Here is a 21,650-nt window from a genome sequence, read left to right as displayed (position 1 = left end):
CATGAAGAAACGACTTGAACGACTGCCCGCCGCGGCAGCCCTTGGTCTTGCTGTCCTGGTGGTTGGCGTCTGCGCCATGCGGTTGCCTGAGGACAGGAGCGCGACCCAATCTTCCGTCTATCTCGCCTCAAAATCCGATGCGACCGCAGCAAAGCTCGAGCAATGCCGCACCGTCACCTACGAGCAGAAAGAGGCTCTTCTCGAATGCCAGAAGATCTGGGCCGAGCAGCGCAGGCAGTTCTTGGCAGGAAGTAGATCGACAGGTGATCCGGACAGCCGGACAGGCGCCGCGCCATTCCTCTCTCCTGTCCCGCGCAAGGACGAAAGTCGCCTCCCGTCCGGTTTTCCCTCCATTCCAAGCCAAAGCGAGTGACCCATGGGTGGTACCTCCGTGATCGATCAATTCCTGGAAACCTTCACCCGCTACATCGATTCCGGGTTTGGCCTCGTCGGACGCGAAGTGGGCTATCTCGCTACGACGCTGGCCGCGATCGACCTCACGCTCGCGGGCCTGTTCTGGTCCTTTGGCACTGATGAGGAGATTCTTGCCCGGCTCCTCAAGAAGACATTGTTTGTCGGCGTCTTTGCCTATCTCATCGGCAACTGGAACAGCCTTGCGCGCATCGTCTTCGAAAGCTTTGCAGGCCTTGGGCTAAAAGCCTCAGGCACAAGCCTGTCGGCGGCAGATTTTCTGCGGCCGGGCCGGATCGCGCAAGTGGGGCTTGATGCCGGCCGCCCCATCCTCGACTCGATCTCGGGGCTGATGGGTTACGTCAGCTTCTTCGAGAATTTAGTGCAGATCGTGGTCCTGCTGTTCGCCTGGATCGTGGTGCTGTTGGCCTTCTTTATTCTCGCGATCCAGCTTTTCGTCACGCTTGTCGAGTTCAAACTGACGACACTTGCCGGCTTCGTGCTGATCCCCTTTGGCCTCTTCGGCAAGACGGCCTTTGCGGCCGAGCGAGTGCTGGGCAACGTAATCTCTTCCGGCGTCAAGGTCCTGGTCCTGGCCGTCATTGTCGGCATCGGATCGACCTTGTTCTCGCAGTTCACGGCAGGCTTCGGCGGCAACCAGCCGACCATCGAGAATGCGATGGCGCTGGTGCTCGGTGCGCTCACACTTCTGGGGCTCGGGATTTTCGGGCCCGGTGTTGCCAACGGCATCGTCTCCGCAGGTCCGCAGCTTGGCGCCGGAAGCGCTGTCGGGACAGGCCTCGCCGCCGGTGGCGTTGTTGCGGCTGGCGCAGGTCTCGCCGCCGGCGCGGCCGGTCTCGCCGGCGGCGCGATTGCTGGCGCGGCACGTGGAGGCAGCGCGATTGCAAATGGTACGATGAGCGTGTCGCGGGCGGGGAGCATGTCCGGCGCAGAGGCAAGTGCGTCAGGTGCGGCTAGTCCTTTACGTTCGGTCGCCACTGGTCTTGGCGGAGCGCCGAACCATGCCGGTCGTGAAGAGGGGGACTCTTCCGCCGCTGGGTCCGACGCGCCCCCTTGGGTTCGTCGGATGAAGCGAGCGCAGACGATCAGCCATGGCGCATCAGCGGCTACCCAGGCGATCCGTTCCGGCGATCACGGCGTGGGCGGCGGATCTGTCGACCTCTCGCAACAAGACCGCTGACGCTTCACATCGACCATTTCCATTCCTGAGCATCTTGAGGTCAAACAATGTTCAAACGATCGGCCGTTCACTATGGCCGCATGCCGGAGCCTGTCACTCCGTATCAACGCGCCGCCCAGGTCTGGGATGATCGCATTGGGTCTGCGCGCGTCCAGGCCAAAAACTGGCGCCTGATGGCGTTTGGCTCCCTCTTCTTGTCCGGCTGTTTTGCCGCCGCTCTGGTCTGGCAATCCGCACACGGGACGATCACGCCGTGGGTGGTTGAGGTCGATCAACTGGGGGAAGCCAAGACTGTCGCTCCGGCAAATGCCAGCTACCAGCCGACCGACCCTCAACTCGCTTTTCACCTGGCGCGATTCGTCGAGCATGTGCGTGGTCTGCCGATGGACGCCATCGTGCTTCGCGAAAACTGGCTGCGCGCCTACGATTTCACGACGGATCGCGGTGCCGCGGCGCTCAACGATTATGCCCGCAACAACGAACCATTCGCCAAGCTCGGCAAAACGCAAGTCGCGATCGAAGTGTCTAGCGTCATCCGGGCTTCCCCTGAGAGCTTTCGCCTGGCCTGGATCGAGCGGCGCTACGAGAACGGTCAGCTTGCCGCAACGGAGCGGTGGAGCGCGATCCTCACCATCGTCGTGGAAATGCCTCGCGATCTGGATCGCCTACGCAAAAATCCCCTCGGCATCTACGTCAACGCGATCAACTGGTCAAAGGAGCTCGGCTAACATGCCATCAGGTCTCGTTATTGTGTCAGGAAAAGCGCGGCCGTGCTTGCCTCTGGCTCTTCTGGTCTGTGTCTCGACGCTCGGCGGCTGCACGACCTTCAGGCCGCCGCAAATCAGCTACGACAACGAGCTCCCGCCGGCACCGGACTTGCCGGCGCTTGCCGATGATCGCCCGCGACCGCTGCATGTGCCGCCGGCCTGGAAGGCTGCACGAGGCGGCAACAGCGCGGAGCCCAAAGAGCCTGTCGAGCGCATCGAAACCGCAAATGACGCTGCACGCGTGCAGCCTCGCAAAGCGGGCTACTACAATGCGGTGCAAGTGTTTTCCTATAGTCCGGGCGCGCTCTACCAGATCTATGCCGCGCCGGGGCAAATTACGGACATTGCCCTCGAGCCCGGTGAGCAGCTGATCGGCTCAGGACCGGTCGCCGCAGGCGATACCGTCCGCTGGGTGGTCGGCGACACCGAGAGTGGCAGCGGCGACACCCGCCGCGTTCACATCATGGTCAAGCCCACTCGTCCCTCGATCGAGACCAACCTCGTCGTCAATACGGATCGCCGTACTTACCTGATCGAGCTTCGCGCCAAAGAAAAGCCCTATATGCCCTCGGTCGCCTGGTTCTATCCGGCGGATCGTGGCGGGCGAACGCGAGCTCTACCGCCGGCACCCTTTATTCCGGACCTGCCGGCGCGCCGGTACCGTTACGCGATCGAGGGCGACAGCCCGCCGTGGCGTCCCGTCAACGCTTTTGATGACGGCCGCAAAACCTATGTCGAATTCTCCTCCGGCGTCAGTCAGGGCGAGATGCCGCCGCTCTTCGTGATCGGGCCCGACGGTAAAGCCGAGATCGTCAACTACCGCGCTTACGGAAATGTGCTGATTGTTGACCGGCTGTTCGCGGCCGCCGAGCTGAGGCTCGGCGAGGAGCACCAGCAGAAGGTCAGGATCGTGCGAACCGACGGGAGGTCGCTTTGAACGATAGTGACCAGGCGATCGATGAACCAAACGAACCACCTCGGGCCAGGCCACCGGAAGAGATCGCCGAAGCGCTGCGGCTTCGGCCGGATCCTCCGCAAGTTGCGCGCCTCTCGCGAAAGGTCCTGATAGGCGTCAGCGCTTCTGTGCTCGTGCTGGTCACCGGCGCGGTGCTCTGGGCGCTGCAGGAGAAACGGTCTCATACTTCAGCGCCTGAGGAGCTTTACGCCACCGACCACCACAATATCGCCGATCAGCTCGCGACCTTACCAAAGGATTACACCGAGATCCCGAAGGACGTGCCGCGTCTAGGGCCGCCCTTGCCGGGCGATCTCGGCCGGCCGATCGTCGCAGCACAGGGGTCTTCGACATCCAGCTCCCTCGGCATCGATGCCGAACAGCAGCGTCTCAGCCAGGAGAGCGAGGCGGCACGGATCAGCAAGGTATTTGCCAGCACCAATGTCCGGCCACAGGTCCCCGCCACCTCATCGAGCGAAGCTCGTTCATCCGCCGCGCCATCATCCGACGAAGCATTTGCTCAAAATGGCCAAGACCGAAAGCTTGCGTTCGTCAGTGCAACGGTCGATCGTCGGACGACAAGCTCCGATCGCCTTGTGAGGCCCGCTTCGCCTTTTGTCGTTCAGGCCGGAACGGTCATTCCGGCCGCGCTGATCACAGGAATCCGCTCCGACCTGCCTGGCCAGATCACAGCCCAAGTCACAGAAGCGGTGTACGATTCTCCTACCGGGCGAGCTCGCCTTATCCCCCAGGGAGCAAGGCTGATCGGGAGCTACGATAGCCAGGTCGCATTTGGACAGTCGCGCGTGCTCCTGGTGTGGACGCGCCTTATCATGCCGAATGGGAGGTCGATTGTTTTGGAACGGCAGCCCGGCGCAGATGCGGCAGGTTACTCTGGTCTTGAGGACGAAGTCGACAATCATTGGAAGGAATTGTTGGGGGCCGCCGCTCTTTCGACGCTGCTTTCCGTCGGCACGGAGGTGAATTCCGGGGCGAATAGCGGCAATACCAACAGCGATCTCATTGCCGCGCTCCGCCGTGGAGCCGGGGAATCGATCAATCAAGCGGGCCAGCAGATAGTCCGCCGCAATCTCAACATTCAGCCAACTTTGACGATCCGTCCGGGATTTCCGGTGCGGGTGATCGTCAACCGTGACCTGGTGCTCGAACCGTATAGGGGGTGAGAACGATGCCCAAGTTAAAGCTCGGCGCAATCCACGACGACAAGCCGATCAAGATTACGCATGAACTGCCCGCGAGCGTGCACAGGGATCTCGTGGCATATGCCGAGATCCTTGCGCAGGAGACCGCTCAGCCGATCGGCGATCCAGCTAAGCTTATCGCGCCCATGCTGGCCCGGTTCATGGCAGCCGACAGGAGCTTCCGGAAAGCGCGCCACGCGCGTCAGCGACCACTCGAAGGCGATGGGTAGCGCTCAGAGACCAACTTGAGGAATTCGTGCAGCGCCGGGTTTCATTGTCGGCGCGCCACTAGGCAGAAAGCTCGAATCGGCTCGCACCCGCGCCATCGTGCAGCTCCCGGTAAACAAGGCCCGCAGAATTTGCGCCTATGTCGGCCTCGAACACGAGGCTTATTCCTGTGTTCATGCTGATCAGGCTTTTGATGATGCCGCGACTGACGTCGTGGCGCCAGATTTTTGGGCGGACCTCAGGTCGGACGAGCTTGGAAACCAGAAGATCTTGGAGCTCTTTTCCGGGGTCGTAGTGGCTGGGCAGCACCGTCTCGCCGCGCAGGTCGTTCCAGTAGACAGTTTCGCGCGAACTGAGGGGATGGTCATGAGAAGGCCACGAGAACACCCTCGCTCCACAGAGCCATGGCTTTATTGTCCAACAACGGCAAGCGCCCGGTGACGATCAGGAGATCGAGCGCTCCGTTACGAAGTGCCGCTGCTAAACGTGTCCGTGATCGTGCTCTGCGGGAAGCGCTGCTTGAACTCAAGTAGGGAGGCTTGCAGATTGCCGTCCGAAAGTGATGTGCAGAAACCGACGCTCAGACGGCCGGTTTCGCTGTTGTGAACGGATCGGGCCGTTGCAATAAGCGCGCCGCCCAGGATGGTTCTGGGACCGAAGAACGTCGCGGCCGGGCCGCGTTGGGCGCACACCTCCGCTGAAGCGCTCGAAAAATGGAACGCCCAAGTCGTGCTCAAACTCGCTGATTCTGCGGCTAAGGCTCGATTGTTGCGATCCGAGCAACTCGGCGGCTCACGAAAGCTACCGCAATCGGCGGCAGCGACCGCCGATCTCAGGTGTTTCAGTTCGATCGCTCTGGTGGCTTGGAGTGACGGAAGTGTGGGACCTGGCTTGTGCATGGTAAGTCTTGAGAGCGCAGAGTGGCTCTCCGCACCGATCTGCAGCCGTTACGTTTGCTTCCCAGAAGCTAGGCAGCGACTTGAATGACCGGAGCCCAGAGCACCGGTCCCGAGATTTGCGCCTTGCGGATGCGGTCCAACGCATCGGACGGCACCTCCAGGTAGCCGGCGACAGCCGTGGTGTTTCCAAGGGGGCGCGCTTTTCCCACTCTGCGAAGGGGCCATCCGGCCCGGCGAAGAATCCGCCCCATGCGGGCGTCGGTCACAGTGACGATTTGATCAATTCGATGGAAAGGCCAAATGCCCGCAAACAGCACGTAAGTGGCAGCAGCAACTCGACCGCTCGCCGGCGCATCCGCGGGAACATCGAGCGCGAATCGGCTGCTCTCCAGATCCAGTCGCTTCGTGGTGCCGGCTGCCCGTCCAGCAGGATCGGAAAAGCGTCCCTCAGCATGGTTGCCCCGATGGAAGGCAAAAGCCGCACGCAACTTTGAATTTGTCCGGCTCCCGAGCGGTTCAGTAGATGCACCGGTCGAAGGACGTCAAATTCGTCCACTTCCATGTCGCCGCTGACTTCGACGGTCCAATCCAGACGCTGCTTGAAAGCGCGGTAGCGCAGCCGGTGCATCTCGGCGCGATCGTTGACGAATTACCCGTAGTACTCCGGCATGATGAGCTGCATCATTCTCGCCTCCCTGCTTGATTTCGGCAACTAAGCAGAGAGGCCTAGGCGAGCGCATCTTGTGCAGTTCCAGAGGCGTTTATGGAGGGCTGGCGATCCATTTTCGAGATTTTGATTCGGTCAACAGCACGATCGCTTGACGCAGGGAGCTGACACGGAGCTTCGCACGGGCGCTGTCCAGGTGAAAACCCGCGGTTCGCTCTGCGATACCGAAATGATCCCGATCTCCCCCGGCCGATTTACCGCGCGCGGACCATTCGAGACACTGGTACTCGCGAGAAGACAGAACCAAGCCGCCGACCATGCGATCAATCGTCCAGAACCGTTTTGCATGTTCATGGAAAACGGTTGCGACTAACCGCAGGCTCTGGGCGTGCTCGAGAAGCGCGCGCGCGAAACCAGCTCGACGCTCGTCAGTTGCAAAGCTCAGCGCGGCGGTTACGCACCTGTCATCGAGGATAGCGTAAACCCGCAGCGGATTCCAATTTTGTCGGCTTCTTCGAACAGAGCGCGTTCAGGCTTCGGCCGATTTCGCACTTCCAATCCGGGCCCCGATCGGAAGGGCTTAGGCTGGCGCATTGCCCGACGTACCACCGGATCGACGGAGTCGTAGCCGCGCTGCAGATGGATGACGGTCCAGGAGGGCGATATGTCGAGATCAGGTTGCAAGCACTGCCTGGCTCGCGGGAAGAGCGAGATATGCGAAGCACGATAGTTTGAGCGCAGCGGCGACCCAAGCCATGCTCTGCTGAGCTGCGTCTCGATGCGTACCTTCGATCAATCGTTCAGCAGACCTTGAAAAACCCGATCCATCCTTTGATGAACCAACGGGCCTCCATCTCAAGCGCTCTCATTTTAGCATCGAGCATCGTTGCGAATGAGGCAAAACAACGAAGAAGGCGATCCAATCCGGCGTAGATCAATCCTGATCACGGCTGTTTGGTTTGGCTGCCGGGGCCGCATCAGGTCTCGCCACCCTGTGGTAGCATCCCTGCCAACTGGGCGGTCTTCGGTCGCCTGTTCGAAATCCTGCAAGCGGGCATGGAAGATCGCCGGATTACTGCGCTATTTGACCTCTCGCCCCGCAGGTTTGTAACGCTCTTCCGATTACAACGAGCTGCTCACCATGGAGATTGCAAATGAAGGTCGGTGTTCCCAAGGAAATCAAGACGCACGAGTACCGCGTCGGCCTGACGCCTGGGGCCGTCCGCGAATACGTGGCCGCTGGCCACAGCGTATTGCTCGAGACGAACGCCGGCGCCGGGATCGGCGCAACAGACGAGATTTACCAAAAGGCTGGAGCAACGATTGCGGCCTCTGCTCGCGAGGTGTTCGCGTCAAGCGAAATGATCGTGAAAGTCAAGGAGCCGCAGCCCTCCGAATGGACGCAGCTGCGAGAAAACCAGATCCTCTTCACTTATCTGCATTTGGCTCCGGATCCGGAGCAGGCGAAGGGCCTTATCAAGTCTGGCTGCACCGCAATTGCCTATGAAACTGTGACTGACGCGAACGGCGGCCTTCCACTGCTTGCCCCTATGAGCGAGGTTGCGGGACGACTTGCGATCGAGGCCGCGGGTGCCGCGCTGAAGAGTTACGCCGGCGGACGGGGACTGCTGATTGGCGGGGTACCGGGCGTGCCACCCGCTCGCATCGTGGTGATCGGCGGGGGCGTTGTCGGCACTCACGCTGCAAGGATGGCGGCAGGCTTAGGCGCTGAGGTCACAATCCTCGACCGTTCGATTCCCAGGCTTCGCGAACTGGATGAGCAGTTCGAAGGGCGAGTACGGACCAGATTCTCGACGATCGAGGCCGTTGAAGAAGAGGTATTTGCGGCAGATGTTGTCATTGGCGCCGTTCTCGTTCCTGGCGCGAGCGCGCCGAAACTGGTCAGCCGAGGTATGTTGAGCTCTATGCGCAAAGGCTCCGTGATCGTGGACGTGGCGATCGATCAGGGCGGATGTTTCGAGACATCGCGGGCGACGACACATGCCGATCCAACCTATGAGGTGGATGGCGTGATCCATTATTGCGTCGCAAACATGCCCGGAGCTGTGCCGCTCACCTCAAGCCAGGCACTCAACAACGCTACGCTACCTTTTGGTTTGGCTCTCGCAAGTAAAGGATTTGCAGCTGTGCTCGAAGATCCGCATCTGCGCGCCGGCCTAAATGTCTATCGGGGCCGGCTAACGTATAAGGCTGTCGCCGAGAGTCTTGGGCTTCCCTTCTCGCCGATCGAACAGGCTGCGGCCTGATCCCAGAGGCTCTGCTGCGGACATTCTCTCGCAGACTTGGGCCACTCATCAGAGTGGCCCTTTTTTTGTGCCGAGTATCAGCCACAGCTTGGAGTGGAAGTCCTCTAGGCAAGGCGACGGCGAGGGGCTCGCGAAGCGCAAGTGCGTCAACACGCCCGGGGCTTTTTCAATGCGGGGCACGGAAGGGACGACTGCTAGTGCCTGTGCGCACGTCCAACCCGCAGCTAGAGCTCACTCGGGGCGCGGTCGGGCACATCATCCTTCCAGCGTACCGATCCAAACGGGCGCTCCAGCATACGACGGAGACGCACGGGCTCAGGCCCGACATGGAAAGCCGTGGCCTTGCATCTAATGCGCGCTCCGAGCGCGTCCAGCGGTTGCGTTGGCGCAAATAATCGAGCCATGTCGGGCAGTGATAGCGCTCGGTCCACAGCTCGGGTCGGCGATATCACGCCCAATCGACCAGCCATAGGCGCCCGTTGCGTTGCCCATAGCGCTGCACATTCTGCATAACGTTGTGGAAGGCTCGCGCATTTTCCGAAGCCACACGATATTCGAGCTCAACCACCAGCGGGCCGCTCCGGTATGTCAGCAGAAGCCGCTCCTTAGGATCGCAAGCATTTCGGCGTCCTCCCCGCGATCGGTGATGGTCGGCATGCGCAGCCAGCGCCCTAGCAGCGGCAAGAGCAGCATCAATCCGGCAGAGGCGAGCAGCGTGATGTCCACACCGACGGCATCGGTGAGGCGACCCCAGCCCCAACTGCCAAGAGCGAGGCCTCCAGAGAACGCAGCCTGCCAAGCTGCAACGGATCGGCCCGCAACCCAGCGCGGGGCCGAAAGCTGCACGTCAATGTTGAACGGCATCACGTCCATACGGCGCCCGCAAAAACAGAGCTGCGGCTGTCAAGGCCGAATTATGACTGAGCACCATCGCCGCGATCGCGCCGCTCATGGACAGTGTGCAGGCACGAACCGCATCTTCGCCGATCTCTATGCCGCGACGTTGGTCGAGAGCTTCTGCACGAATTCCTCATAGATGCTTGCCTGTGCGTAGAGGCGATTGGCGCAGACGCAGGTCTGGTCCATGTTGCGGTATTTGGAGACGATGGCGCCCTCGATGGCGGATATGGGATCGTCGAACTCCACGAAAGGCGCCAGCTCGAGGCCGAGCTTCTTCAGGCCGATGCAGGCCCGACCGGAGAGGATCTTGCCGACCTCCGTCGAGCCGGTGAGGCCGACAAAGCGCACGGCGGCGTGCTCGCACAAAACCTCGCCGATCCTCCCGAATCGCCGGCGATGACGTTGAAGACACTCTTGGGCACGCCTGCCTTCTCAGCGAGGGCTGCGAGCGCAACCGCCGAGAGCGGCGTCTGATTGCCTGGCTTCAGCACCACGGTGCACCTGCGGCGAGCGCCGGCCCGACCTTGCGGGTGATCATCGAGTTGGGGAAGTTCCACGGCGTGTGGCGCCGCAGACGCCAATCGGTGGCGTGATCGCAAGCAGCCTTGCATCCGGGCGCGGCGAGAGAATCGTTTCGCCATAGACGCGGCGCGCCTCTTCGGCGTACAACTCGACATAGGCGCCCCGATATCGAGTTCGCCTAGCGCCTCAGAGAGCGGTTTGCCCTGCTTGGAGGTCAGGATTAGCGCGAGATTCTCGCGATTTGCGACGATCAATTCGTACCATTTGCGCAGGGTGTTGGAACGTTGCTTGGCTGTGAGTTTAGCCCATGCAGGGAGCGCTCTTTCAGCAGCCTCCACGGCTCGTGCAGCCGTCGGCTGAGAGCTGCGGCAGTTTGGCGAGCCAAATGCTGATCGCCAGATTGTTTTTACCGCAAGGCGATGTGAGCCAACTCAGGCGCCATCAATGTAGCAGGTCTCCCGCCGAAGTGACAGGTCCTTCAGACGCTAGCGAAGGAGGACAAGCCTTGCGTGGATTGCGCGGCGGTGGTCGGGGTCGTCGCCTTGCTCCTGGAGGTCTTCAAATTCGAGCAATCAGGTCTTCGTCGACCGCGAAAAAAGGCCGCGCGAGATACCGCGCGGCCGAGTCAGGGAGGAAACGCCCCGAAGGGCACTGAATAGGAGCTCGGCAAGTAAATGAACTCACCGCGAACTCCAATCTTGCACGAAAGGTCGTTAGATCGTGCAAGCGGATATCGGATACTCATTTACCTGAGAGGATTGGAGGCGTTCGTAGCGATATCTTGCAGTTTTTGTGCGCAGATTTCGCCAACTTCGCAGCACTTGCTATCTGCAAGCGCTTCTCGCGAGAACATTCGAACTTGCGTACTGTTCATTGAGAGCATCGAACATTCGCTCGTGTAAGCGTCCGTCCCGTTGATGGTTTCAGGATTCATCAATCTAAATTAGTCAGCGCTCGTGACGAGCGGCAGAGAAATGTTCAGCGCGGCGATGCAGCAGGATAGCTGCGCGTCGCGACAGTGCGAACCAGCATCGGGCGCCTCCGGACAAGTCATTTGAGGGGCAAAATGCGCAAAGTTGCGATCGGAATTCGTGGAGATCATCACCGCGTCGCGGATTGCGCGTTGGGCTACGCGAACAGCTGGCACCGCCGGGGATTTCAAGCGCCATTGTCACAGGCGCAATCTGCGCTGTCGCCATGCTCTACGGGAGCGTGGCGCAACGTGAGTCGAATGCCAGCAACGAATTCAAAGATCATGTTATACCGTTGTCACAGACCTTCTTGGAATCTCGGCAAATTGCAACCCTCCCTGCGGTCTGTCATCAATCTCTACGCAGCGGGCTTCCAGAACGTGGTCTCGGCCCGACGAAGCCTTGGCTTCAGCGAGATTGAGGAGTTCAAGGCAAGTTACGAATAGCCGTCCGCGCAGTTGAGCATCGGGTGAGCGAGCTCAATCAGCCTCAGCGCCCGATATTGATGCTGAAGATGCGTTGCCACGACCATGAATTGATGTTGCGCGGCGAGGACAAACCCATCGCGATGAAAATCGTAAAAAGAGCGCCTCCGGGGCTGGATTCCATCACGGGGGTGGTTCCTCGGCACCAGCGTGGCGGAGCGAGAGCATCACAACTATCGTTGTGAGGAGGACACTGCCGCGACGTCTCGGGCATCAAAGAACAACGGCAACTGTGCTATGGCGTGAGGTGAAGGTATCGCGCGCGATCCGGCAGGCCAAGAGGTTGATCATGCCTCGGCGGCCCCATTGGCCTACTGTGCTGCGCAACACGCACGGCAGCGTGCTGCCGGTCAAGAGCTTTCTAATTACTGACGCTAGATTATGTTGAGGTTCTGACTGAAATCGGCATCCAGACACCAGTTCCCGACCTCATCAAGGAAAGGCGGAACGGATGCAGCTTCCTCCCTCTTCTTCGGCTATCTCTTCACTGATCTGCTTTTGCTATTTATGCCCGGCAGATCACCAAACGCTCGGCTGACGTCCATCACGCGATCGTCGATCCGCAAGCACTCTCACGCAACGAACTCTGCTTTCGCACGCGATAGAGATGTTGAGCGCCAAGTAGCGGCGCAAAGTGGTCTTCTCGCCGCGGTCCGCTAGTAGGAAGAGGTCGCATCGCAAGCGACCGGTGCGTGTTGGGAGATCTCACGCGAGCTCAATGAGAACCCAACGGTCATCTCCGTCACAATTGCGACGCCTGTCGCATTTCCGACGTGTGAACTGTCGCTGACGCGTGCACAACTGTGCGGACCAAGTCTAGCTAACTCGTTCATACGGCGGGAATGCCATCGCCATCCGAGATGGCACGCGAGTTGCTAACTCTCGTTCTGTGGCCGCTCAGGCTGATCGCCATGGGCACACTTGGTAGAGAATTGAATATGGACGCTGTTGCCGGACGCGGAAAACATGTCAAAGATGCTGAGGATAGCGGCGGGATGCGCCGATTATAAGGGTTCCCGGAGCTCTTCGAAAAATGGCAAAGGGAGCTATGGGTCACAGGCTGTCCCAGGCGATCTGCCGGCCGAAATCTGGGACAAAGTTAGGACGCATCCCTGCTATAGCGAAGAAGCTCATCATCATGACGCTCGCATCCATGTCGCGGTCGCGCCGGCGTGCAATTTTCAATGCAACTACTGCAATCGTAAGTACGACTGCGCCAAAGAATCGCGTCCCGGTGTTGGTCGTGACAAGCTCACTCCTGAGCAGGCGGCGGGAAAGCTGCTCGCGGTAGCCACCAGAATTCCGCAGCTGACTGTGCTCGGTATCGTCGGCCCCGGCGATGCTTTGGCCAATCCGAAAACGACTTATCATGCCATAGATCTCCGTGCCCGAGTACGGCACAGCATTCGGGCTCAAAGGCCAAGCGCGGCGACGCCGCGATCCCGCAAGAACCGCTGATCTCGGTCGCGTAAGAGGTCGTATCTATGCCATTCAAGATCGTCGCCTCGCAGTGGACGCGTTCCTCGGATTGTGAACCCTCATACCCGAATGTTGCAACGTCGGAGAAGGCTGGAAGCTTCGCAATTGAATCCCAGAAATGCACCGAACGCATCGTCTACCTTGACGAGCCGCAGTGTGTCGCTGTCTGTCCAGTTGAAAACACCAACGTCATGGATACATCAGTGTCGCGTTTACCACGCGCCTGCCTCAACGGGGGGGGCTCGTGAACTTCATGCCGAGCTCCGTCACTCCAAAGTCGCGAGTATCGCCGTGTGCATTGATGGCGCCGCAGGCGTCGACTTGCAATCTCCTGTCATGGCCACGGATTACTCGGGATCGATCGCCAACATCGGTGCGTACGCGGCGCCCCGGACCCCGCAAGAAAGTAACGAAGCGCAACAGTCCAAAGTTGCGCCTCGGTGTCGAGTGCCCACTAAGCAGCGCTGTCATCGATTTGAGCCACGCCGCTGTGCAGACGGGCCTGTTCTTCGCCGAGCCAGGTGCATCGCGTTGCAATGTCGAAGGGGCCACCTGTCAGAGGAGCAAAGCTGCCCATGGACCTGGACCCAGTCATTCCACTATCAGGCAGCAAGGGAGCATTGGTCGCACACACGCGGCTCGACGAAGGTCTGCTACCCGAAGCCGAGGATCAGCAACGGCAGACCGGGCTCTTCTATCATCTGGAGGGAGTGGCCGAAAACATCTGCTCGAAGCAGAGACGTTGGCCTCTGTTCCGATCGAGCTCTACCGCTTAGACGTCTACAGACTCGCTGGGCTAAGACGCCGGAGGTGGCAAAACTCTGCATTTTATCGCGTCTGTTGGGTCGGGACGCAGCGCATCGGGCCGCGTCGGCTTGGCTGGCTGATGAATGATGAGGCCATTCAGTTTCGCCGCATGGTGGCCCGACGTATGGGGCTGCTTGCCACGGTGAACGATCCCGATACCTCCGTGCACCTCGAGTACGCGCAGCGACCTTCACCTCATTTGGTAACCGCTCTGAACCGCGAAGCTGAACGGCGTGCCCGCTACGAAGTGGCGAGTCGCATCGCGGATGACGAGTCGGCATGTCTCATGGCAGACAAGGACAATATGCTGCAGAAGAGCACCTCTGCTCGCGTCTCCGAGCGCCCTGCAGGTTCGCGAGGGGGCGGTGCATGAACATGATCGCTTCCGACAGTGATGTGGTCCAGCTAAGCGGGCGGCCCGCGTTCAGCTTTGGCGAAAAGGTGAGGGCCAGCAGTACCATCCGCAATGACGGCACCCTTTGCGGCAAGGAGATCGGCGACATTCTGGCCAAGAAGGGCGACCTGGGTTACGTCGTTTCCATCGGTACGTTCCTGCAGAAATTCTATATCTGCGGTGTCGAACTTCTTGAAAGTGGCTACCGCGTCGGCGTGAGGCGCAAAGAGGTCGGACCGGCCGACGAGGGCGTAGACGATCTGCCATTGCCGGAAGTGGCTGTGTCATGACAGAGCCGCGCATTCCAAAATATCGATCGGGCCAGCGCGTGAAAACGGCAGCCGATCTCATCAATGACGAGTCAGTTGCCACCGCGCCGCCTGATGGGATCCTGGTCGGCGCCGGTGCCATCGGCGAGATCGTCCGGGTCGCGATGCATACCGAAGCAAGCGTGCCGATTTATCTTGTAGATTTTGGTGAGCGGCTGGTCGTTGGTTGTCTTGAAGAAGAGATCACAGTCCTTTGAGGGGATGTTCTCGCAATGAGAGTGTCGAGAGAGGTACCGGTCGGGCTGATCCCGCATCCGAACGAGCTAGATCGCAAGCGGATCGAACGTGCTTTGATCTCCCGCAAGCACTCGCCGAGTGTGACGCCGGTAAAGGCTGGCTATCTCATTGAGAGTCCCTGCTGCTCGCGCAATATTGACAAGGATGGCGGTCAGATCGATGTCGCGCTGTTTCATTACGATGCCGTGAGCGGGATCTGGAAACTGTTCTTCAAGAATCATGCGCGAGGAAGCTGGAAATTCTACAGCATTTTCCACCGGCTTGCGTCGGCGATCGACGAATTGAACACGGATCCCGAGCGGCTGTTCTGGCAGTGATGCTCATTGGCAACAATCATAAGGAGTCACAATGGCGCTCGCCACAGAACAATTGATCGAAATCGAACGCCTGCTTGAGACAGCTAACACAGACACTAGCGCCGTTGCTGACCTAAGGCGCCGCTTTCCGCAGCTCACCTTGGTTCGATGTGATGCGTCGGATGTGGCGCAGCAGCCATTCCGGCGTCTTCCGCAGTTTGACCTGCATCTAATCGATGTATCTGACCACTGCATGCAGATTACGGCCGACCAGGCGCGAGCGACTGGATTGGTGCTGGCTAGAAGGCATGTTGGGCGGTGATCGGCACTGGACCCGCAGAGAATCGCCCCGATGACGCGGAGGCGGTGAATGCAATTCCGCTCTCGCATCCTGATATCGTTGTTGCCGACCCTCGGCTGTCGAAGCGCTATTGTGTTCGCAGCGAATTTCCAGTCGGTCGACGACTGAGATGCTCGAACGAGCTTTCGCGATCTATGTTGGCCGCAAGCATAGCGTTGCGGTTCCAAACGCACGATTGGGCTCCTGCCTGGCCTGAAGGCGCTCGGGATCGAGCGAGAGGAAGAGGTAATCGCCTCTTCCTATTCGTTTCTCAGACCGTGCATGCCGTCAATCTGGCGGACGCACGGGGGAGTTCGCCGACACCGAATGTTGGTCCGAAACGAGCCTCAAGACAATGCCGAAGAACGCATGAGGCCTAACACACTGGCGATTATCGCCGCCAACCCGAACGGGCCACCCGGCACCAATGCAGGTGCGAAGTTTAAGTCGCTGCGCGAGGTCCCCCCAAAGGGGCCGAAACTGAACACGCCACAATCGAGCAGCCCACCGGTCTCTAAACGTGGCAAAAAAACGGGAACGATATGAGTCCGCAGATCATCATTCACGTCCGCTTCGCCCCGAATGGCAGGGTGATCCAGATCAGCGAGCGCCCGGCGAGGCTCACGCCCGACCAATGGTTTGATGTTCTCAAGACCCGAGCCGGCTCTGCCTATCGCCCACTGTCCCGTGGTCGTGGCGTTTTTCGAGTGACCCGGGCCGCAGTTGACACCTTCAAGCAGAAACTGTGACGCCGGCATGAGCGAAGAGATCATCGATATCGTGGCTAGCCACGATATTGGGGTGTTCGCAGGCTGTCCAGCCGATGCGATCAAGCGGGTGGCGTGCAGTCTGTCGCAGATCGAAGACATCGGCGAGGGCCTGCCGGTTACAATTCTTGTGATTCTTTCGGCAATGACTATTTCGATAATACCAATCGTTGCTGGCACGACGGTGTTCGGCTTAGCATCGGTTACTGCGGGTTGTTCTCCCCGGATCGGTCATGATTCAGATACAACGGAAAGGGTGCGACCTTGGAGGTCGACAGTGGGTTTTGCATCGGGGTCCCGTAATGGACACGCGCTTAGATCGGTTGCACTCAACGCTGTAGTCGACAGTTGGGTCCGAGTGTCGGGGGCGTACAGTCGCGATGCGTCGGCTTTGCGAAACACCCACGTGCCGGCGGTCTCGTTCCTCCGATAACCGATCGACAGGCCTCGTCCGATTGAAACCAAGAGGGGCGTTTCGCGCACCGGCTTGTCCAGCCACGCACTGCGGCTTTTGAGCGCTTGTCCCTGATGCGCCTGACCATCGGCGATGCCTCAGCTTCATTCTGAAAGTGTCCAGCCGGAGTCCAGTGGACAAGGATGTATACGGGACTGACACTGGGGGGCGCCAGCGCACTCGAATCCTTGAGACGACCGGCAATTTGAAGACCTCTATAACAGGGCGTCGTGTCCTTCTCTCAGTTGCACAAGAAAAAGCTTCACTCACTAGCAGGCTTTGGCCGCGGGAGGAGCCTATGGGATTGAGACAAAAGCTCGCTAGCGTTTTCCTTCCTGCGGAGCCTTTAGCGCCGTCTGCTTCTCGAAAGCTGTATAAGCGGAAGACACCGCCCAGCATATGTTAGGTGAATCATTCCGTTCACGTCGCGATACGCGAGAAACGACAAGTCTGAGTTGGCAGCTGAATTAGACGGGGTTGTCTCTTACAGAGATATTTTCCCAAAATTACCCAGATCCTGATTTCGGGGCCAGCGACCAATGCGACCTCATGTGGAATAATCACCATCGGGTCAGGGCCCCGCCTCATAAGGTCGAAGCAGGACAGTTCCAGTCATCTCCATGCTGAGCGAAAAACGCCGGGTATCCACGGATGACCGCTAGGACAAAGTTCTATCGCTCCGATCTCATCGGCAAAGGCTGCCGCAGAGCCGGAATGATCTCGTGGGATTGCTCACGCCCTTCATCGGAAGAGAAAAGTGAAGCGGGTTATGGCATGAGCTACACCGACGCAGCCTTTAGTTTTTGGTGGACCCTCTGGAAGAATAACTACGAAGTCTTCGCAGCAGATGGCTGGCCGTCCGATGATCCCTTCGGCCTTTGGGTTGCAGACGGCGAACACAGGGAGGACCATTCTCGGTTCCTATTGTCAGTTCGAGGCATCCAATGCTCTTGATGACCTGAGCGAGCCCAAAGACATCTGCCCTTCAAGAACATCTGCTTGTTGGAAGCCTGCTCATGCCAAATGCAAGGAAATACGCCTGTAGCCGGCTCTTCCCAGTCGCATCGGCTTTCACGGAAACCGGAGTTCTTGCCATTGAGGGGCAGCGCCGCGATGCATGATCGACGAGCGCGTCGATGGATCTACATTCTGGCTCATCGTTCCGAGCAGTTCCTGTTAACCGAGCAGGAGTGCGATTGTTGGTTGATTTGTGCCTGGCTCATGTGGGTAGTCGCAAGGCGGTCATGATCACATGCAAACAGTTCAGGACGCAATTTGCAATCGAGCGCGCCCGCTATGCGGCCGCGCGTGGATGCTGATGCCGCCCTACCACGGCGTGAGCCTCAACGCGGACGCGCCCTCGATGCTCGATCGTCTCGGCCGTATCGCAGATGCGGCCAAGATTTCGATCCTGGTCCTGAATGCGCTGCTCAGTGGCGTGACGTTAACAATGTCGTTTCTGGTGCGCCTTGCCCGGGAGATGCCGCGCTTTAGCTATTTCAATGTCGAGGTGCCGTTTGCCGCGGCGAAGCCGCGGACGTTGACTGACGCCGGAGGAGAGGCAATCCTCGGCCCCTTCGACGGAGAGGAAGCCATTACAATGATGCCAGATCTCGATGCTGGTGCGAGCGCGACGATGCCGGGCGCGCTGCTTCCTGATCTATTGCGTCCAGTCATCGATCATCACACCAGGCGACGCAGGCGGGAAGCCGCCCTGCCTGTCGTTAATTGATTTCGAGAACTGCCAGTGTGGCCTGCGCGCCGCCACGGGCGCGACGTGACATAGCTGAAGGAAATTCACTCGCCACTAGCTCGCCCGCGAGGTCAATCCGATGGGCTCCATTGGTGACGCTAACCCGCCCACATGTCCGTCCCGAAAGAACTAGGTTCAATCAGCTGCCAGGCGTCAAGAGAGGTGCGGTACCGACAAATTCACCTCCAAAAACAGCGCGTGAGGTAAAGAGCTTTAGCGGCTTATTGGAATTAGGGGAGGCGACGCAAGCCGACCGGGCGCGCACAAGACCGGAACCGGTGGTTGGCTGTCCCCAATAAGGTTTGAGCCTTCAACTCGTCAGTGCGCGCATTGTCGTTTGAAGACGTACATTCGTAGAGGTGCTAGGGAGGAGATTTAGAGATGACCGGGACGCTCAATGGGACTACTTCGCATGCTTGGAGGAGGCGATCGCGCTCGAGAGTCCGCAATGCAGCCATGGAAATCGACAAAATCGATGCTCGTATTCTTGATCTCGTTCAACGCAACAATCGCCTAAGCAGTGAAGAACTCGGCGCAAAAGTTGCCCTATCTGCATCTGGAGTTCAGCGCCGACTAAAGCGCCTACGAAAAGAGGGCGTGATAGAATCAGACGTCTCAATCATTTCGCCAAGGGCGATCGGCCGAAACGTGACTATGCTGGTCCTCATTTTCTTTGAGCGCGATCGCGCCGACATCATTGATCGTTTTAAGCGGGGGATCCGCACTATGACGGAGGTGATGAGCGGATTTTACATCACGGGCCAAGCTGATTTCATCTTGTTGGTGACTGCAAATAATATGGAAGAGTACGAGCATTTCACCCGACGCTTGATAAATGAGAATCCAGATATAAAGCGCTTCGAGACTGTAGTTGTTCTGGACCGAGTCAAAGCCGGTTTCATTTTACCAATGGGATCGTTGGCATGCTGGTGACCCTCGCCATGACCCTTAACGCCCTGATCTTGGATGCAGCATAATGGCTTTCCGCGGTGTGAGAGCGGTAACGACCATCTCGCACTCTGGGCCCGCGTCGATGCGGTCCGATTAAGATGAGGCCGCGTTCCCGCAATTCCATCTGGCTCGGCGCATGCTCCTCAACAGCAATGTCCGAGGTTAACACGAGCGGTATGAGAGCACCTAGTGGATTCCGGAATCGCCGACAACCTGCTTTTTTGCAGCGAGAAGATGCTTATCGAGTGTTGTGTGCAGCGTACCCCGCAGATTTTGAGGATGGAGCTGCCTGTATCGATGACCGCCCGAAATTTCGGAATAATGTGTTCTATCTTTGCCATAAATGCGAGCGCTTCTACCGTTCGCGGGGACGTCATTGCTTATCCATTGACGTCTTGCGTGCACACAAAATTGAGAACCTAAGCTTCGGCCGCGGCCTTTGCTGATTGTCTCGGCAGGCTGCTTCGCACTGGTCTTGGCGATCTGAGGCCTTTCGCGGATCCCGCTCCGTCGGTTGGAAAAGCGGGGCTGCTGCGTCTGTGACCCCGCAACCGCGGTAAGCCTCTCGACGTGTGGCAGACGCACATCGCGCTTTGCGCCTGCAACCTCTTCGCGCTCGTAGGCTTCGATGTTGGTGTTCAAAATGTCCCGCGTCGGCCGTGTCAAGCGTTGGAGATCGCGATCAGGTGTTTCAATCGCGCAGCTGCCGCTCCGCTGTTAAGGGATTCTTGCGCAAGGGCGACGCCGTCCCTCAAGCTGGTTGCGTGGCCGGCCACGATCATTGCTGCGGCGGCGTTGAGAAGAGCAACATCGCGGTACGGACTTGGCATGCCGTCGAGCACGCTTTGCAGCGCGATTGCATTGGCATCGGCGTTGCCGCCCCTCAGCGCCTCGTTGTGGCAGCGGGCTAGGCCCGCGTCTTCCGGGGTGACTTCGAAGGTACGGATCGCATCTCTCTCTAGCGCGGCAACAAATGACGGTCCGGTAAGGGTGATCTCATCGAGTCCATCTGAGCCATGCACCACCCACACCGACTCAGCACCAAGGTTCCTTAACACCTGCGCCAAGGGCTGCACCCATCGACGCGAAAACACTCCGACGATCTGCCGCTTGACTCCGGCTGGATTTGCGAGCGGGCCGACTAGATTGAAGATCGTGCGGGTCCCAAGTGCCGCTCGGATCCGGGCGACGTGGTGCATAGCCCGATGACGGATGGGCGCAAGCATGAAGCCGATGCCAGCTTCGTGCACACAACGAGCAACGCTTACAGGCGGGAGGTCGACCTTCACGCCGAGCCGGGCCAAGACGTCAGCAGCGCCCGATAGTGAGGACACGGCGCGGTTGCCATGCTTGGCCACAGGAACGCCGGCGCCGGCGACGATGAATGAGGCGCATGTCGACACGTTGACTGAGCCCAAAGCGTCACCGCCCGTACCAACGATGTCTACAGGATCGGGGGGCGCGCTGACCCGGAGCATTTTGCTCCTCATGGCCGAGGCTGCGCCGGTGATTTCTTCTACGGTTTCGCCACGTACCCGCATGCCCATTAGTAATCCCCCGATCTGGGAGGATGTCGCCTGGCCCGACATCATGATTTCAAAGGCTGCTGCGGTCTCCTCGCGGGTCAGCGTGGCACCTGTAGCAACTTTGCTAATGATCGATTTGAGCGCGTTCATTGCTCTACACGTGTTTAGCGTGCCAACTGGCGAGTCGCGCGTGCGAGCGCGACCTTAATCCGCTAGATGATCCCATCTCCATGTTGTCGCTACCCACGCTGTTCTTTGCAAATAGATGATCGGACAAACGTTGCGGTTTTGTGGGATCGAGCCGCACTCGACGATTGCAGGATGACGTCCATGCCACACACGACTACTCGCCGTTGATGCTCCCAGCTGGCGCTGGCGCATAGCTCGAGATCCTGACCAAATACACTGCATGTTGCTCTTGATATGGCATTATGTCGCGCCGTCTCGATCAAAAATGGTGCTCCTCCTCTTTGAGGTAACTGACCTTCGAGCGCGTTGCACAACTTGCGCGTCTCGGCCGGCATCATCGGGGCTCGTTACCGGCAGCGTTTGTGGGCTTGGCGGATGTTTGCACTGATCCTAAGTCACTCGTTATCGATACTTGCGCGCCCCATGACATCATTCTCACCCGTTTTCGTGTTCTGCGTTCAACAGCGAGGCGTCATTTGAAGGGGGCATTCGTGGGGCATGCAGCTCGGCAGCCGGTCCGGCTAGGGCCGCGTATGCGTCGTCGAAGGCATGCGCGGTCAGCTTGAACGTCAGTCCGCCCTGCGATCCTACAACCTGACGCTGCGTAAGAATCAAGCTATCCATGGCATTCACCTGCAAAGGAGCAAGCGTTC

At 59.2% G+C, this 21,650-nt stretch carries 23 protein-coding genes and 3 pseudogenes; 17 read left to right on the top strand and 9 right to left on the bottom strand.

Translation table 11 applies throughout. The features are described from left to right. Position 1: 1 nt before the first annotated feature. Genes trbK-alt through IVB54_RS33425 form a run of 6 tightly spaced genes read left to right on the top strand, consistent with a single transcriptional unit; the run spans position 2 to position 4,766 of the window. Positions 2-373: a putative entry exclusion protein TrbK-alt gene (gene trbK-alt, locus IVB54_RS33450; protein ID WP_247776851.1), complete on the top strand. Its 372-nt coding sequence runs from the start codon at positions 2-4 to the stop codon at positions 371-373. A gap of 3 nt (positions 374-376) precedes the next feature. Further along, on the top strand, positions 377-1,612 hold the full coding sequence (gene trbL / locus IVB54_RS33445; RefSeq protein WP_247776850.1) for a P-type conjugative transfer protein TrbL: 1,236 nt from the start codon (positions 377-379) through the stop codon (positions 1,610-1,612). Positions 1,613-1,659: 47 nt separating this feature from the next. Further along, the gene (gene trbF, locus IVB54_RS33440) at positions 1,660-2,340 is read left to right on the top strand and encodes a conjugal transfer protein TrbF (RefSeq protein ID WP_247776843.1); all 681 of its coding nucleotides are present in this window, start codon (positions 1,660-1,662) and stop codon (positions 2,338-2,340) included. Between the two features lies 1 nt (position 2,341). Next, complete coding sequence (gene trbG / locus IVB54_RS33435) at positions 2,342-3,316, top strand: P-type conjugative transfer protein TrbG (RefSeq protein ID WP_247776841.1); 975 nt, start codon at positions 2,342-2,344, stop codon at positions 3,314-3,316. Beyond that, positions 3,313-4,518, top strand: coding sequence for a TrbI/VirB10 family protein (locus IVB54_RS33430; protein ID WP_247776835.1), 1,206 nt, complete (start codon positions 3,313-3,315; stop codon positions 4,516-4,518). Before trbG ends, IVB54_RS33430 begins: the two co-directional genes overlap by 4 nt. Before the next feature lie 5 nt (positions 4,519-4,523). After that, positions 4,524-4,766, top strand: a complete 243-nt coding sequence (locus IVB54_RS33425; RefSeq protein ID WP_247289307.1) for a DUF2274 domain-containing protein — start codon at positions 4,524-4,526, stop codon at positions 4,764-4,766. A 58-nt stretch (positions 4,767-4,824) separates the two neighbouring features. Here the strand turns inward: IVB54_RS33425 and IVB54_RS41855 are convergent, their stop codons facing one another. From IVB54_RS41855 to IVB54_RS33405, 5 genes and pseudogenes are all read right to left on the bottom strand, one after another. Continuing rightward, complete coding sequence (locus IVB54_RS41855; protein ID WP_346658842.1) at positions 4,825-5,151, bottom strand: hypothetical protein; 327 nt, start codon at positions 5,149-5,151, stop codon at positions 4,825-4,827. 138 nt (positions 5,152-5,289) lie between these two features. Beyond that, positions 5,290-5,547, bottom strand: a complete 258-nt coding sequence (locus IVB54_RS41850) for a LysR family transcriptional regulator (RefSeq protein WP_345956793.1) — start codon at positions 5,545-5,547, stop codon at positions 5,290-5,292. Between the two features lie 184 nt (positions 5,548-5,731). Further along, positions 5,732-6,291: pseudogene (locus IVB54_RS33415) on the bottom strand (acyl-homoserine-lactone synthase). 133 nt (positions 6,292-6,424) lie between these two features. Further along, the gene (locus IVB54_RS33410; protein WP_247367624.1) at positions 6,425-6,649 is read right to left on the bottom strand and encodes a LuxR C-terminal-related transcriptional regulator; all 225 of its coding nucleotides are present in this window, start codon (positions 6,647-6,649) and stop codon (positions 6,425-6,427) included. 134 nt (positions 6,650-6,783) lie between these two features. Then, positions 6,784-6,939 carry an autoinducer binding domain-containing protein gene (locus IVB54_RS33405; protein WP_247367688.1) on the bottom strand — a complete coding sequence of 52 codons (156 nt, stop codon included), beginning with the start codon at positions 6,937-6,939 and terminating at the stop codon, positions 6,784-6,786. A gap of 545 nt (positions 6,940-7,484) precedes the next feature. Here IVB54_RS33405 and ald point away from each other — a divergent pair. Further along, a complete protein-coding gene (gene ald, locus IVB54_RS33400; protein ID WP_247367627.1) occupies positions 7,485-8,597 on the top strand; it encodes an alanine dehydrogenase in 1,113 nt (370 codons plus the stop codon). Positions 8,598-8,821: 224 nt separating this feature from the next. On the opposite strand, the pseudogene IVB54_RS41845 reads toward ald, so the two are convergent. Together IVB54_RS41845 and IVB54_RS41530 are read right to left on the bottom strand one after the other, a co-directional pair. Continuing rightward, a pseudogene (locus tag IVB54_RS41845) lies at positions 8,822-10,521 on the bottom strand (aldehyde dehydrogenase family protein). A 958-nt stretch (positions 10,522-11,479) separates the two neighbouring features. Next, positions 11,480-11,602, bottom strand: a complete 123-nt coding sequence (locus IVB54_RS41530; protein ID WP_256464718.1) for a hypothetical protein — start codon at positions 11,600-11,602, stop codon at positions 11,480-11,482. Between the two features lie 839 nt (positions 11,603-12,441). Between IVB54_RS41530 and IVB54_RS33385 the strand changes: the two are divergent. The 10 genes and pseudogenes from IVB54_RS33385 to IVB54_RS33340 form a co-directional block, all read left to right on the top strand. Continuing rightward, positions 12,442-12,867: pseudogene (locus tag IVB54_RS33385) on the top strand (nitrogenase cofactor biosynthesis protein NifB); the annotation flags it as partial. Positions 12,868-12,959: 92 nt separating this feature from the next. Then, positions 12,960-13,202: a ferredoxin gene (locus IVB54_RS33380; RefSeq protein ID WP_247776833.1), complete on the top strand. Its 243-nt coding sequence runs from the start codon at positions 12,960-12,962 to the stop codon at positions 13,200-13,202. Positions 13,203-13,840: 638 nt separating this feature from the next. After that, positions 13,841-14,134, top strand: a complete 294-nt coding sequence (locus IVB54_RS33375) for a hypothetical protein (RefSeq protein WP_247776831.1) — start codon at positions 13,841-13,843, stop codon at positions 14,132-14,134. After that, positions 14,131-14,445, top strand: a complete 315-nt coding sequence (locus IVB54_RS33370) for a nitrogen fixation protein NifZ (RefSeq protein WP_247776830.1) — start codon at positions 14,131-14,133, stop codon at positions 14,443-14,445. The genes IVB54_RS33375 and IVB54_RS33370 overlap by 4 nt, the downstream gene beginning before the upstream one ends. Continuing rightward, positions 14,442-14,681, top strand: a complete 240-nt coding sequence (locus tag IVB54_RS33365) for a nitrogen fixation protein NifZ (RefSeq protein WP_247776828.1) — start codon at positions 14,442-14,444, stop codon at positions 14,679-14,681. Before IVB54_RS33370 ends, IVB54_RS33365 begins: the two co-directional genes overlap by 4 nt. A gap of 15 nt (positions 14,682-14,696) precedes the next feature. After that, positions 14,697-15,038 carry a DUF3024 domain-containing protein gene (locus IVB54_RS33360; protein ID WP_247776827.1) on the top strand — a complete coding sequence of 114 codons (342 nt, stop codon included), beginning with the start codon at positions 14,697-14,699 and terminating at the stop codon, positions 15,036-15,038. A gap of 31 nt (positions 15,039-15,069) precedes the next feature. Next, on the top strand, positions 15,070-15,339 hold the full coding sequence (locus IVB54_RS33355) for a DUF6129 family protein (protein WP_247776826.1): 270 nt from the start codon (positions 15,070-15,072) through the stop codon (positions 15,337-15,339). 560 nt (positions 15,340-15,899) lie between these two features. Then, a complete protein-coding gene (locus IVB54_RS33350; protein WP_247338327.1) occupies positions 15,900-16,106 on the top strand; it encodes a hypothetical protein in 207 nt (68 codons plus the stop codon). 1,784 nt (positions 16,107-17,890) lie between these two features. After that, positions 17,891-18,310, top strand: a complete 420-nt coding sequence (locus IVB54_RS33345; protein ID WP_247776824.1) for a hypothetical protein — start codon at positions 17,891-17,893, stop codon at positions 18,308-18,310. 477 nt (positions 18,311-18,787) lie between these two features. Further along, positions 18,788-19,264 carry an Lrp/AsnC family transcriptional regulator gene (locus IVB54_RS33340; RefSeq protein WP_247776823.1) on the top strand — a complete coding sequence of 159 codons (477 nt, stop codon included), beginning with the start codon at positions 18,788-18,790 and terminating at the stop codon, positions 19,262-19,264. Positions 19,265-19,944: 680 nt separating this feature from the next. Here the strand turns inward: IVB54_RS33340 and trpD are convergent. Then, positions 19,945-20,958 (bottom strand): anthranilate phosphoribosyltransferase, encoded by a 1,014-nt coding sequence (trpD, locus tag IVB54_RS33335; protein WP_247282149.1) that lies wholly within the window; start codon positions 20,956-20,958, stop codon positions 19,945-19,947. Between the two features lie 474 nt (positions 20,959-21,432). Continuing rightward, positions 21,433-21,621 carry a hypothetical protein gene (locus tag IVB54_RS33330; RefSeq protein WP_247776822.1) on the bottom strand — a complete coding sequence of 63 codons (189 nt, stop codon included), beginning with the start codon at positions 21,619-21,621 and terminating at the stop codon, positions 21,433-21,435. Positions 21,622-21,650 lie beyond the last annotated feature (29 nt).

Origin of the sequence: Bradyrhizobium sp. CW1, assembly GCF_023100665.1 — a bacterium.
GTDB classification, from domain to species: domain Bacteria; phylum Pseudomonadota; class Alphaproteobacteria; order Rhizobiales; family Xanthobacteraceae; genus Bradyrhizobium; species Bradyrhizobium canariense_D.
The sequence above is the reverse complement of the archived record's forward strand: the minus strand, read 5'-3'. Positions and strand labels throughout refer to the sequence as shown.

Excerpts from the sequence above, each read along its gene's own strand:
- IVB54_RS33375 (WP_247776831.1), top strand. The coding sequence starts at position 13,841 with ATGAATGATGAGGCCATTCAGTTTCGCCGCATGGTGGCCCGACGTATG.
- IVB54_RS33380 (WP_247776833.1), top strand. The coding sequence starts at position 12,960 with ATGCCATTCAAGATCGTCGCCTCGCAGTGGACGCGTTCCTCGGATTGT.
- IVB54_RS33410 (WP_247367624.1), bottom strand. The coding sequence starts at position 6,649 with ATGGTCGGCGGCTTGGTTCTGTCTTCTCGCGAGTACCAGTGTCTCGAA.
- trbK-alt (WP_247776851.1), top strand. The coding sequence starts at position 2 with ATGAAGAAACGACTTGAACGACTGCCCGCCGCGGCAGCCCTTGGTCTT.
- IVB54_RS33330 (WP_247776822.1), bottom strand. The coding sequence starts at position 21,621 with ATGGATAGCTTGATTCTTACGCAGCGTCAGGTTGTAGGATCGCAGGGC.
- IVB54_RS33360 (WP_247776827.1), top strand. The coding sequence starts at position 14,697 with ATGAGAGTGTCGAGAGAGGTACCGGTCGGGCTGATCCCGCATCCGAAC.
- IVB54_RS33425 (WP_247289307.1), top strand. The coding sequence starts at position 4,524 with ATGCCCAAGTTAAAGCTCGGCGCAATCCACGACGACAAGCCGATCAAG.
- trbF (WP_247776843.1), top strand. The coding sequence starts at position 1,660 with ATGTTCAAACGATCGGCCGTTCACTATGGCCGCATGCCGGAGCCTGTC.
- trbL (WP_247776850.1), top strand. The coding sequence starts at position 377 with ATGGGTGGTACCTCCGTGATCGATCAATTCCTGGAAACCTTCACCCGC.
- IVB54_RS33370 (WP_247776830.1), top strand. The coding sequence starts at position 14,131 with ATGAACATGATCGCTTCCGACAGTGATGTGGTCCAGCTAAGCGGGCGG.
- IVB54_RS33365 (WP_247776828.1), top strand. The coding sequence starts at position 14,442 with ATGACAGAGCCGCGCATTCCAAAATATCGATCGGGCCAGCGCGTGAAA.
- IVB54_RS33350 (WP_247338327.1), top strand. The coding sequence starts at position 15,900 with ATGAGTCCGCAGATCATCATTCACGTCCGCTTCGCCCCGAATGGCAGG.
- trbG (WP_247776841.1), top strand. The coding sequence starts at position 2,342 with ATGCCATCAGGTCTCGTTATTGTGTCAGGAAAAGCGCGGCCGTGCTTG.
- trpD (WP_247282149.1), bottom strand. The coding sequence starts at position 20,958 with ATGAACGCGCTCAAATCGATCATTAGCAAAGTTGCTACAGGTGCCACG.
- IVB54_RS33355 (WP_247776826.1), top strand. The coding sequence starts at position 15,070 with ATGGCGCTCGCCACAGAACAATTGATCGAAATCGAACGCCTGCTTGAG.
- ald (WP_247367627.1), top strand. The coding sequence starts at position 7,485 with ATGAAGGTCGGTGTTCCCAAGGAAATCAAGACGCACGAGTACCGCGTC.
- IVB54_RS33345 (WP_247776824.1), top strand. The coding sequence starts at position 17,891 with ATGCTGATGCCGCCCTACCACGGCGTGAGCCTCAACGCGGACGCGCCC.
- IVB54_RS33340 (WP_247776823.1), top strand. The coding sequence starts at position 18,788 with ATGGAAATCGACAAAATCGATGCTCGTATTCTTGATCTCGTTCAACGC.